This is a genomic window from Streptomyces sp. NPDC053048 (assembly GCF_044547045.1).
In the GTDB taxonomy this organism is placed as follows: domain Bacteria; phylum Actinomycetota; class Actinomycetes; order Streptomycetales; family Streptomycetaceae; genus Streptomyces.
This window is the reverse complement of record NZ_JBITZS010000010.1, coordinates 39,354-49,731: the sequence shown is the minus strand read 5'-3', so window position 1 is coordinate 49,731 and position 10,378 is coordinate 39,354. Positions and strand designations below refer to the sequence as shown.

The window sequence follows — 10,378 nt, the reverse complement described above, 5'->3', positions numbered from 1 at the left end:
CGGGTTCGAAAGGGGCGAACCGTGCCCCTTTCGAACCCGCCGCGACGGCGTTCGGCCACAACGGCGGAATCCGGCGGTGCCGAACCGTCGGCAGCGCCGGATGTCCCGCCCTGGCAGGGGCTACAGCCCCTGCCAGGCCGGCTTTGCCGCGTACGTGGCGCGGAAGTAGTCGGCGAGCTTCAGCTTCGAGGCCGCCGCCTCGTCGACGACGACCGTCGCGTGCGGGTGCAGCTGCAGCGCGGAGGCCGGCACCAGGGCCGAGACCGGGCCCTCGACGGACGCCGCCACGGCGTCGGCCTTGCCCTCGCCCGTGGCCAGCAGCACCAGGTGGCGGGCCTCCAGGATGGTGCCGATGCCCTGGGTGATGACGTGGTGCGGCACCTGGTCGATGTCGCCGTCGAAGAAGCGCGCGTTGTCGACGCGGGTCTGCTCGGTCAGCGTCTTGATGCGGGTGCGGGAGGCGAGCGAGGAGCACGGCTCGTTGAAGCCGATGTGCCCGTCGGTGCCGATGCCGAGGATCTGCAGGTCCACCCCGCCGGCCTCCGGCAGCGCGCGGTCGTACGCCTCGCACGCGGCCTGGACGTCCTCGGCGGTGCCGTCGGGGCCCAGGAAGGACTCCTCCGTCAGGCCCAGCGGCCGCACGACCTGGCGCAGCACCGTGGAACGGTAGGACTCGGGGTGGTCGGCCGGCAGTCCGACGTACTCGTCGAGCTGGCAGATGCGCGCGCGGGAGGCGTCCACGGCGCCGGCGCGGACCTTGGTCTCCAGCGCCTCGTAGATGGGCAGCGGGGTCGAGCCGGTGGCCACGCCGAGCAGGGCGTCGGGCTTGCGGTTCAGCAGGGCGCCGATTGCCTCCGCGATCAGTTCGCCGCCTGCCTTGGCGTCCGGAACGATGACAATTTCCACGCTGGGCCTGCCGATCTGAAGAAAGAACTCGGTGGTATAGACCAATCTAGCAGAGTGCCGACGGCCCGTTCCCGGCTGGCGGGCGGGCGGCGGCCCGTGGTCGACTGAAGGCATGAGCAGGGAGCGGCCGGGCCTGATCATGTCCGGTGAGATGGCCGAGCAGCCCGTGGTCCTGCGCCGCATCCTCGACGAGGGCGCGCCCGCCGTCCGCGCGACCGCGGAGCGGATCGCCGCACGGGCCCCGCGCTTCGTCCTGCTCACCGCCCGCGGCACCTCCGACAACGCCGCCCTGTACGCCAAGTACCTGCTCGAGGTGCTGCTCGGCAAGCCCTGCGGACTGACCTCGATGTCGACGATCACCGCCTACGGGGCCCGGCCCGACCTGACCGACGTGCTGGCGATCACCGTCAGCCAGTCCGGGGGCTCCCCGGACCTGGTGGCCTCCACCAGGGCGGCCCGGGAGGCCGGGGCCGTGACCCTGGCGGTGACCAACAACCCGGACTCGCCGCTCGCCGCGGTCGCCGAGTTCCACATCGACATCCTGGCCGGACCCGAGAAGGCGCTCCCGGCCACCAAGACGTACACGGCCTCGTTGCTCACCCTCTACCTCTTCGTCGAGGGCCTGCGCGGCGGCGACGGTGCGGCCGCGCGGGTACTCCCCGGGCTGGCCCAGCGGGTGCTGGCGCGGGGTGAGGAGGTCAGGCAGCTCGCGGGCCGCTACCGCTTCGCCGGGCGCATGGTCCTCACCTCGCGCGGCTACGGCTACGCCACCGCCAAGGAGGCGGCGCTGAAGCTGATGGAGACCAGCTACATCCCCGCCCTGTCCTACTCCGGCGCCGACCTGCTGCACGGGCCGCTGGCCATGGTCGACAACGTCTCGCCCGTCATCGCCATCGTGGCCGAGGGCAGGGGCGGCAGGGCCCTCGGGCCGGTGCTCGAGCGACTGCGGGGCAGGGGCGCGGACCTGGTCGTCGTCGGTGACGAGGCCGAGGTGGCCAGGGCGACGGCCGGGTTCGCGCTGCCGACGGAGGGAGTGCCCGAGGAGCTCCAGCCCGTGCTGCAGATCCTGCCGCTGCAACTGCTGGCGTACGAGGTCACCCTCGCGCGGGGACAGGATCCGGACGCGCCGCGGGCGCTGGCGAAGGTGACGGAGACCCGCTAGCCGCGGCCGCGCGGGCCGGGCCCGCAACGAACTACGGGCCGCGGCGCCTGGCCGGGACCCTCAACCCGACCGGCACCGCAGCCCGGAGCGACGTCGGCCGGCGCCCGGTGCCGCGGGGTGTGCGGGCCCCACGGCCGAACGGGCCGACTTCGCCCCCTTGTGCGGAGGGGGCGAAACTTTGCTCGTTCATTGTGGACTAGACCATTCGTCGATGTCCATGCCCATTCACCCCGCCGGGGAAAATCCCCGCCCGCCGGGCCCGCGGGTAGGCTCGGGCCCGTGCCCTCCATGAACGATCTCGTACGCCAGCACACCGCACTCGACGACTCCGACCTGGAGTGGCTGCACCTGCTGGTCTCGGAGTGGCAGCTGCTCTCCGACCTGTCCTTCGCCGACCTCGTCCTGTGGGTGCCCACCCTCGACGGCACCCGCTATGTGTCCGTCGCCCAGATGCGGCCCAACACCGGACCCACCTCCTACCAGGACGACATGGTCGGCCACCTGGTGCCGCGCGGCCGCCGCCCCATGCTGGACGCCGCCCTCGACGAGGGCCGCATCGTGCGCGAGGGCGACCCGGAGTGGCGCGAGGAAGTGCCGGTGCGGGTGGAGTCCATCCCCGTCCGCCGCGAGGGCCGGGTCCTGGGGGTCATCGCGCGCAACACCAACCTGCTGACCGTCCGCACCCCCAGCCGGCTCGAGCTGACCTACCTCCAGAGCGCTTCCGACCTGGCCCAGATGATCGCCGCCGGGGCCTTCCCGTTCCCCGGCCAGCAGGTCGACATGGACGCCTCGCCACGCGCCGGCGACGGGCTGATCAGGCTCGATGCCGACGGCATCGTCCAGTACGCCAGCCCCAACGCGCTCTCCGCCTACCACCGCCTCGGCCTCGCCGCCGATCTCGTCGGCCACCATCTGGGCGAGACCACCGCACAGTTGGCCCCCTCGCGCACCCCCGTCGACGAGGGCCTGGCCAAGCTCGCCAGCGGCTGGGCGCCGCGCGAGTTCGAGGTCGAGGCCAACGACGGGGTCATTCATCTGCGCGCGATCCCGCTCAAACCGAAGGGCAGCCACATCGGTTCGCTCGTGCTGCTGCGCGACGTCACCGAACTGCGACGTCGCGAGCGCGAGTTGATCACCAAGGACGCCACCATCCGGGAGATCCACCACCGGGTGAAGAACAACCTGCAGACCGTGGCCGCCCTGCTGCGCCTCCAGGCCCGCCGGATCGGCTCCGCCGAGGGTCGGGAGGCGCTGGAGGAGGCGGTGCGCCGGGTGGGCTCGATCGCCATCGTCCACGAGACCCTCTCGCAGAATCTGGACGAACGGGTCGAGTTCGACGAGATCGCCGACCGGGTCCTCGCCATGGTCGCCGAGATCTCCCCGGGCCGGGTGGCCGCCCGCCGCACGGGCCGCTTCGGGATACTCGACGCCGAGGTGGCCACGCCCCTGTCGATGGTGCTGACCGAGCTGCTGCAGAACGCCCTCGAGCACGGCTTCGGGCCGGGGGAGCAGGGCACCGTCGAGGTCACCGCCGTGCGCGGCGGCACCCGCAGGGACGCCCGCCTGCTCATCTCCGTCCAGGACGACGGCCGCGGTCTGCCCGAGGGATTCGACCCGCACCGCGCCGGCAATCTCGGACTGCAGATCGTACGGACCCTGGTGGAGGGGGAGTTGGGCGGAAAGTTCGACATGGTGCCCGCTTCCGGGCAGGGAACGCGCGTCGTGCTCGACATCCCCGTGCGGGCGGAGAAGCCGTAACGCTTCACGCGCGGGCGCGAAAAGCACTGAGCCCCGGACCTCTCATGTGAGAGGTCCGGGGCTCAAAGCTTTGTTGTGCTTAGCGCACGGGTGGGGGGTGCTGCGCGCTGCGGCTCGGGGGCCGAGGGGTGGGTCAGGCGGTCGCGTTGCGCGCCCGGTTGCGAGCGGCGCGGCGCTTCATGGCGCGGCGCTCGTCCTCGCTGAGGCCACCCCAGACGCCGGAGTCCTGGCCGGACTCGAGCGCCCACTGCAGGCACTGCTCCATGACGGGGCAGCGGCGGCAGACGGCCTTGGCTTCCTCGATCTGCAGCAGCGCAGGACCGGTGTTGCCGATGGGGAAGAACAGCTCGGGGTCTTCCTCGCGGCAAACGGCGTTGTGACGCCAGTCCATGGCTGCTCCATCTCCTCGTGTTACGGCTACGTGGCTTGTGAATGTGAACGCTTTCACGAATCCCCCCGCAAGGGAAGGGCCGACCTCCAGCCAGGCAGACTGGTGCGGTCCAAGGAAGATAAGGAGGGGGTTCGGGCTCTTCGGGGAAGCCTTGATGGCGGGCTGTCCCGATCGCCATGAAGAGACTCGCAAACCTCGGCGACGGATACAACCCCTTCTGGAAAGTTTTTTTTGATTCCTCGGTGTCGGCTAGGTCACAGCCGTCATTCCAGGGGGTGGAACCCAGTCTAAACGTTCGAGTGGAAGGACTTTAGGCCCTTGCACTCACACAATCACACGCAGTGCACGGCGAACGCCTGTGAACGTCACGCTTCTGCGCAGCCCGAGGTGGTCGCCGTCCATCTGGAAGGGCAGGGGAGCCTGCGATTTCAAGGTGAACGAGTCCTGGTCATGCAGTGACACAGCGTGGCGGCCCTGTGGCCCACGCTCCGGCGTCGAGGTCAGCAGCTGGGTGGCGTACCGGGTGGCCGTCACCGTCGACAGCTTGGTGAATCCCAGCACGTCAAGCGCCGTGTCGAAGGAGGCGTCCGGCAGCGCGTAGACCGGCCGGTTGCCCAGGTAGGTCCATGGCGCGGTGTTGCAGATTATCGACATGACGAGATTCTCGAGTGGCTGCTCGCCAGGCCGTTCGAGGGTGATCGTGCCGTGCCGGCGGTTCGTTTCTCCGAAGAACTGGCGCATCGCCTGTCGCACGTACAGGGCGTGGGTCGAACGCTTGCCGCTCTCCCGCTGCTGCTCCACCCGGCCGACGACCCCCGCGTCGAAGCCGAAGCCCGCGCAGAAGGTGAACCACCGCTCGGGCACCCCCTCGTCCTCCGTCCCCGGGGTGCCGGCCGCCAGGCCGAGGCCGACCGTGCGCTCCGAGCCCTCGCGCAGGGCGTCCAGCAGGGCGCCCGTGGCCTCCACGACGTCGTTGGGCAGCCCCAGGGCGCGGGCGAAGACATTGGTCGAGCCGCCGGGCACCACGGCGAGCCGCGGCAGGCCCTCCGGGTCGGGCCCGCCGTGCAGGAGTCCGTTGACCACCTCGTTGACCGTGCCGTCGCCGCCGAGCGCGACGACGAGCTCGATGTTCCCGCTCTCGGCCGCCCGGCGCGCCAGGTCCCGGGCATGCCCCCGGTACTCCGTGGTGGCGACGTCCAGCTTGAGGTCGCTGGCCAGCGCGTGCGCCAGGACATCACGGGTACGGGCACTGGTGGTGGTGGCCGACGGATTGACCACGAGAAGCGCACGCATGCGCGCCAGCCTACCTACCTGTCGGTACACGACCCATCCCAGGCCCGGCTTCCGAGGATTTGCGTACCGATACCCTGCAGGGGTGAGCAGCAAGCAGTCCGCCCCGAAAACCGCCCGGACGAGCGCCCGCGGGGGCGCCCCCGCGCCGGCCGCCGAGCCCGCCGGGCCCCGCCCGGCCCGGCTGACGGCCGCCGCCGTGCTCGCCGGCCTGGAGGGCGTCGCGCTCGCCGCCTGCGGCGTCTACCTGCTGGTGATGGGCCTGCTCGGCAAGCCCGACAGCCCGCAGCAGGCGGAGACCGGCGGCCTCACCGTGATCGCCCTGGCCGTGCTGCCGCTGGTGGCCGCGCGCGGCCTGTGGCTGCGCCGCCGCTGGAGCCGCGGCCCCGCCATGATCACGCAGATCATGGCGCTCCCGGTGGCCTGGACGCTCTTCAACGGCGGCGGCGCGCTGATCGCGGCCGCCGTGGCCCTGGCGCTGGCCGCCGTGGTCACCCTCGTGCTGCTGGTGAACCCCACGGCGACCGAGGCGCTGGGCATCGGGCCCCGCGAGTCCTGATCCCTCCGCTCACTCCTCGATCAGCAGGCGCTCCCGGAGCTGGGCCAGCGTGCGGGCCAGCAGCCGGGATACGTGCATCTGCGAGATGCCGACCTCCTGGGCGATCTGCGACTGGGTCATGTTGCCGAAGAAACGCAGCAACAGGATCTTCTTCTCGCGCGGCGGCAGATCCTCCAGCAGCGGCTTGAGGGACTCCCGGTACTCCACGCCCTCCAGCGCCTCGTCCTCCGCGCCGAGGGTGTCGGCGACCGCCGGGGACTCGTCGTCCGTGTCCGGCACGTCCAGCGACAGCGTGCTGTAGGCGTTGGCCGACTCCAGCCCCTCCAGCACCTCCTCCTCCGAGATCCCCAGGTGCTCGGCCAGCTCGTGGACCGTCGGCGCGCGGCCGTGCCGCTGGGAGAGCTCGGCGGTGGCCGTCGTCAGCGCCAGGCGCAGCTCCTGCAGCCTGCGCGGCACCCGCACCGCCCAGCCCTTGTCGCGGAAGTGCCGCTTGATCTCGCCGACGACCGTGGGCGTCGCGTACGTGGAGAACTCCACCCCGCGGTCCGGGTCGAACCGGTCGACGGACTTGATCAGGCCGATCGTGGCGACCTGGGTGAGGTCGTCCAGCGGCTCGCCGCGGTTGCGGAACCGCCGCGCCAGGTGCTCCACCAGCGGCAGGTGCATCCGCACCAGGTGATTGCGCAGCTCGGCCCGTTCCGGCGAGCCGTCCGGGAGCGTCCGCAGCGTGACGAACAGGGCGCGGGCACCGCTGCGGTCGTGCGGATCGGGGTGCTGGTGCCGCTGCTGGTGCTGATCCATGTGGTCCGCCCGCTCTGATGGGTCGCCCGCCTGGTCCGGCTCCGGACCCGTGCGGTCCGGCTCGAGTTCCTCCGGGTGCGGCCGGGCAGGCTGCTGCGGGATGGCCGGGGTACGTACTCCCCGCGATGACGCAGTACTCACGGAGCCCCCTCTTCCGTCACGGCTGCCCGGGGCCGGCGCCGCGCTTCTTGTGCAGGCTGATGCTGACCGTCCGGTCCTCCGCGACCGTGGAGTCGACCTCGCCGGCCAGGGCGGAGAGCACCGTCCAGGCGAAGGTGTCGCGCTCGGGCGCGCGGCCGTCCGTGGTGGGCGCCGAGACGGTCACCCGCAGCGCGTCCCCGACCAGGCGGAAGACGCAGCTCAGCACGGAGCCGGGAACGGCCTGTTGCAGCAGGATCGCGCACGCCTCGTCGACGGCGATGCGCAAGTCCTCGATCTCGTCGAGGGTGAAGTCCAAGCGGGCCGCGAGGCCGGCTGTCGCCGTCCGCAGCACCGACAGGTAGGCACCCGCAGCGGGCAGCCGGACTTCCACGAAGTCCTGGGTCGTCCCAGGCTCGCCTGCGATTGGGGACACCCTCACCTCCAAGGTGGCACAAGCTTCTTGAGCTGTCGGAGCGTCGGTCCGCTGCCTTCCGGTGAAGGGCGGGGCGGGCCGGCGCGGCACATGGTCCGGCTGAGACGCTATCGCGATCTGCGGCTCCGCGCCGCAGGCCCACGACTGTCACTCATGGTAAGCCCATGAGCACGGACAGTGGCTAGAGGTCTGCCGGTCTCAATTCGAAAGAGAAGTCGCCCTGTTGGGATTTTCGTCACTCTGCGCGAGCGCCGCAAGGTCCCGGAGGGAATCTCCGGACAATCGCCGCACCGTCCACTCGTCCATCGCTTCCGCGCCGAGGGATTTGTAGAAGGCGATCGACGGCTCGTTCCAGTCCAGGACTGACCACTCGAAACGCTGATAGCCGCGTTCCACGCAGATCCGGGCGAGCTCCGCGAGAAGTGCCTTGCCGTGACCGCCGCCCCGGGCGTGCGGACGCACGTAAAGGTCTTCCAGATAAATACCGTGCGTGCCCGTCCACGTCGAGAAGTTGCGGAACCAGAGCGCGAAGCCGAGCGGTCCGGTGGCGGCCGGGGTGTCGGCCGACGGCGTTTCGCCCGGCGTTTCGTCACTCTCCGCTATCAGCGCGAAGACCGCCGGGTGCTCGCCGAAGAGGGCCTCGCGCAGCTGTTCCTCGGTGGCCTCGGCCTGCTCCAGCGCCCGTTCGTAGTCCGCCAGTTCGCGGATCATCGCGTGGATCGCGGGGACATCGGCCGGAGTCGCGGATCGGATCATGCGTGCATGCTAGCCGGGCGTGGCGGGCGCGCCGGGGCGCGTTCCGATCGGTTCCGGTACGTTCCGGGCGCGTTCCGGGCGCACGGGCGCGCCGGTTCAGGCGCGCCCGTTCAGACGATGTGCTTGTCCACGTAGCACCAGCGCCAGCTCTGCCCCGGCTCGAAGCTGCGCATCACCGCGTGGCCCGTCCGCTCGAAGTGCGCCGTCGCGTGCTTGTACGGCGAGGAGTCGCAACAGCCCACATGACCGCACTCCAGGCACAGCCGCAGCTGCACGGGGTGGCTGCCCGCCGCCTCGCACTCCGGGCACGTGGGGGTCAGCGGCGCCGGTTCGGGGCGCGGCAGCGCGGGAACGTGCGGGCAGTCGATCATGATTGCCAGGTTAGCCGGGGCTGCTGGTTCGACGGGAGTGGTGATCTGTGGACGTCATGCCACTGCTGATGCTCGTGGCCGGTGGTGCCGCCATCGCGGGCGCGGCCCGCCGCACCCCCGTGCCGGCGCCGCTGCTGCTCGTCGCCGCCGGGCTCGTCGCCTCGTACGTGCCCGGGGTGCCGGACTACACACTCGACCCGGACATCGTGCTGCCGCTCCTGCTGCCGCCGCTGCTGCACACGGCCGCGCTCGACAGCTCGTACCTGGACCTGCGGGCCAACATGCGGCCCGTGGCACTGCTGTCCGTCGGCTACGTGCTCTTCGCGACGCTGGCCGTCGGATACGTCGCCGCGCACGTGGTGCCGGGGCTGCCGCCCGCCGCCGCGCTGGTCCTCGGCGCCGTCGTCGCACCGCCCGACGCGGTGGCCGCCACCGCCATCGCGCGGCGGCTGGGACTGCCGTCGCGCATCACCACGATCCTGCAGGGCGAATCCCTCGTGAACGACGCGACCGCCATCACCGCCTACCGGGTGGCACTGGCGGCCGCCCTGGGGGAGGGCGTGGGCTGGGCCGAGGGCATCCGGGAGTTCGCGGTCGCCGCCGCCGGGGGCATCGGGGTCGGGCTGGTGCTGATGGTGCCGATCCACTGGCTGCGCACGCATGTGCGGGAGCCGCTGCTGCAGAACACCCTCTCCCTTCTCATCCCCTTCGCCGCGTACGCGGCCGCCGAACAGGTGGAGGCGTCCGGGGTGCTGGCCGTGGTGGTCGTCGCCCTGTACCTGGGACACCGGTCCTGGCAGGTCGACTTCGCCACGCGGCTGCAGGAGGAGGCCGTGTGGAAGGTGGTGGCCTTCGTCCTGGAGTCCGCCGTGTTCGCGCTGATCGGGCTGCAGCTACCGGTGGTGCTGCGGGGGCTGGGGGAGTACGGGGTGGCGGAGGCCGCCGGGTACGCGGTGGCGGTCTTCGGGGCCGTGGTGGTGATCCGGTACCTGTGGGTGTTTCCCGCCACGTTCGTTCCACGCTGGCTGTCCGGCCGCATCCGGGAGCGGGAACCCGAGACCAACTGGAAGGCGCCGGTGGTCGTGGGATGGGCCGGGATGCGGGGCGTCGTCTCGCTGGCCATCGCCTTCTCGATTCCCGTGGCGACGCATGACGGGGTGCCGTTTCCGGCGCGCAATCTGATCCTGTTCCTCACGTTCACGACCGTGATCGGGACGCTGGTGGTGCAGGGGCTCACGCTGCCGGTGCTGATCCGGTGGCTGCGGTTGCCGCGGCGGGACGCGGGTGCGCTGACGCTGGCGGAGGCGCAGGCGCAGAGCGAGGCGTCGTCGGCGGCGGAACGGAGGCTGGAGGAACTGCTGGCCGACGAGCGGAACGCCCTGCCGGAGCCGCTGGCGGAACGGCTGCGGGCGGTGCTGGAGCGGCGGCGCAACGCGGTGTGGGAGCGGCTGGGGGCGGTCGACGAGCGGACGGGGGAGTCGGTGGACGACACGTACCGGCGGCTGGCGGGGGAGGTGATCGCGGCGGAGCGGGGGGTGTTCGTGGCGCTGCGGGACGCTCGGCGGATCGACGACGAGATGCTGCGGACGTTGTTGCGGCGGTTGGATCTGGAGGAGGCGGCGGCGTATCGGGAGGGTGGGCGGCGGTAGGTGGGGGTGCGGGCTTGTGCGGTGCGGGTGCGTTGTGGGGCGGGGCCGGGTCGGTCTGGGCCGGGCCCTTCTGGGGCTGGATTATTTACGGCCCCCCTCCTGCGCAGACGTGGGCCGGAAGGTCGCCGCAAATAACCCTTACGCCCCTGCCAGGGCCCGTC

General features: G+C 71.5%; 11 protein-coding genes. 4 read left to right on the top strand and 7 right to left on the bottom strand.

The features are described from left to right. Nucleotides 1-120: 120 nt before the first annotated feature. Entirely contained in the window at nucleotides 121-906 is a 786-nt protein-coding gene (gene nagB, locus ACIG36_RS26025) for a glucosamine-6-phosphate deaminase (protein ID WP_399933366.1), read from the bottom strand. 112 nt (nucleotides 907-1,018) lie between these two features. Between nagB and ACIG36_RS26020 the strand changes: the two genes are divergently transcribed. Together ACIG36_RS26020 and ACIG36_RS26015 are read left to right on the top strand one after the other, a co-directional pair. Next, nucleotides 1,019-2,068, top strand: coding sequence for an SIS domain-containing protein (locus ACIG36_RS26020; RefSeq protein WP_399932460.1), 1,050 nt, complete (start codon nucleotides 1,019-1,021; stop codon nucleotides 2,066-2,068). A 288-nt stretch (nucleotides 2,069-2,356) separates the two neighbouring features. Then, nucleotides 2,357-3,826 carry a sensor histidine kinase gene (locus tag ACIG36_RS26015; protein ID WP_399933364.1) on the top strand — a complete coding sequence of 490 codons (1,470 nt, stop codon included), beginning with the start codon at nucleotides 2,357-2,359 and terminating at the stop codon, nucleotides 3,824-3,826. Nucleotides 3,827-3,959: 133 nt separating this feature from the next. Here the strand turns inward: ACIG36_RS26015 and ACIG36_RS26010 are convergent, their stop codons facing one another. Both ACIG36_RS26010 and ACIG36_RS26005 read right to left on the bottom strand, forming a co-directional pair. After that, entirely contained in the window at nucleotides 3,960-4,217 is a 258-nt protein-coding gene (locus ACIG36_RS26010) for a WhiB family transcriptional regulator (protein WP_004937597.1), read from the bottom strand. Between the two features lie 324 nt (nucleotides 4,218-4,541). Then, nucleotides 4,542-5,510, bottom strand: a complete 969-nt coding sequence (locus ACIG36_RS26005; RefSeq protein ID WP_399932457.1) for a diacylglycerol/lipid kinase family protein — start codon at nucleotides 5,508-5,510, stop codon at nucleotides 4,542-4,544. A gap of 82 nt (nucleotides 5,511-5,592) precedes the next feature. On the opposite strand from ACIG36_RS26005, the gene ACIG36_RS26000 reads away from it, so the two are divergent. Further along, entirely contained in the window at nucleotides 5,593-6,066 is a 474-nt protein-coding gene (locus ACIG36_RS26000) for a hypothetical protein (protein ID WP_399932455.1), read from the top strand. A gap of 9 nt (nucleotides 6,067-6,075) precedes the next feature. Here the strand turns inward: ACIG36_RS26000 and ACIG36_RS25995 are convergent, their stop codons facing one another. The 4 genes from ACIG36_RS25995 to ACIG36_RS25980 form a co-directional block, all read right to left on the bottom strand. Further along, on the bottom strand, nucleotides 6,076-7,008 hold the full coding sequence (locus ACIG36_RS25995) for an RNA polymerase sigma factor SigF (protein WP_399932452.1): 933 nt from the start codon (nucleotides 7,006-7,008) through the stop codon (nucleotides 6,076-6,078). Between the two features lie 16 nt (nucleotides 7,009-7,024). After that, complete coding sequence (locus tag ACIG36_RS25990; protein WP_126915983.1) at nucleotides 7,025-7,441, bottom strand: anti-sigma regulatory factor; 417 nt, start codon at nucleotides 7,439-7,441, stop codon at nucleotides 7,025-7,027. A 198-nt stretch (nucleotides 7,442-7,639) separates the two neighbouring features. Then, a complete protein-coding gene (locus ACIG36_RS25985; protein ID WP_399932449.1) occupies nucleotides 7,640-8,197 on the bottom strand; it encodes a GNAT family N-acetyltransferase in 558 nt (185 codons plus the stop codon). Nucleotides 8,198-8,307: 110 nt separating this feature from the next. Next, nucleotides 8,308-8,568: a UBP-type zinc finger domain-containing protein gene (locus ACIG36_RS25980; RefSeq protein ID WP_399932446.1), complete on the bottom strand. Its 261-nt coding sequence runs from the start codon at nucleotides 8,566-8,568 to the stop codon at nucleotides 8,308-8,310. A 56-nt stretch (nucleotides 8,569-8,624) separates the two neighbouring features. Here ACIG36_RS25980 and ACIG36_RS25975 point away from each other — a divergent pair, with 56 nt between their 5' ends. After that, nucleotides 8,625-10,217 carry a Na+/H+ antiporter gene (locus tag ACIG36_RS25975; RefSeq protein WP_399933361.1) on the top strand — a complete coding sequence of 531 codons (1,593 nt, stop codon included), beginning with the start codon at nucleotides 8,625-8,627 and terminating at the stop codon, nucleotides 10,215-10,217. Nucleotides 10,218-10,378 lie beyond the last annotated feature (161 nt).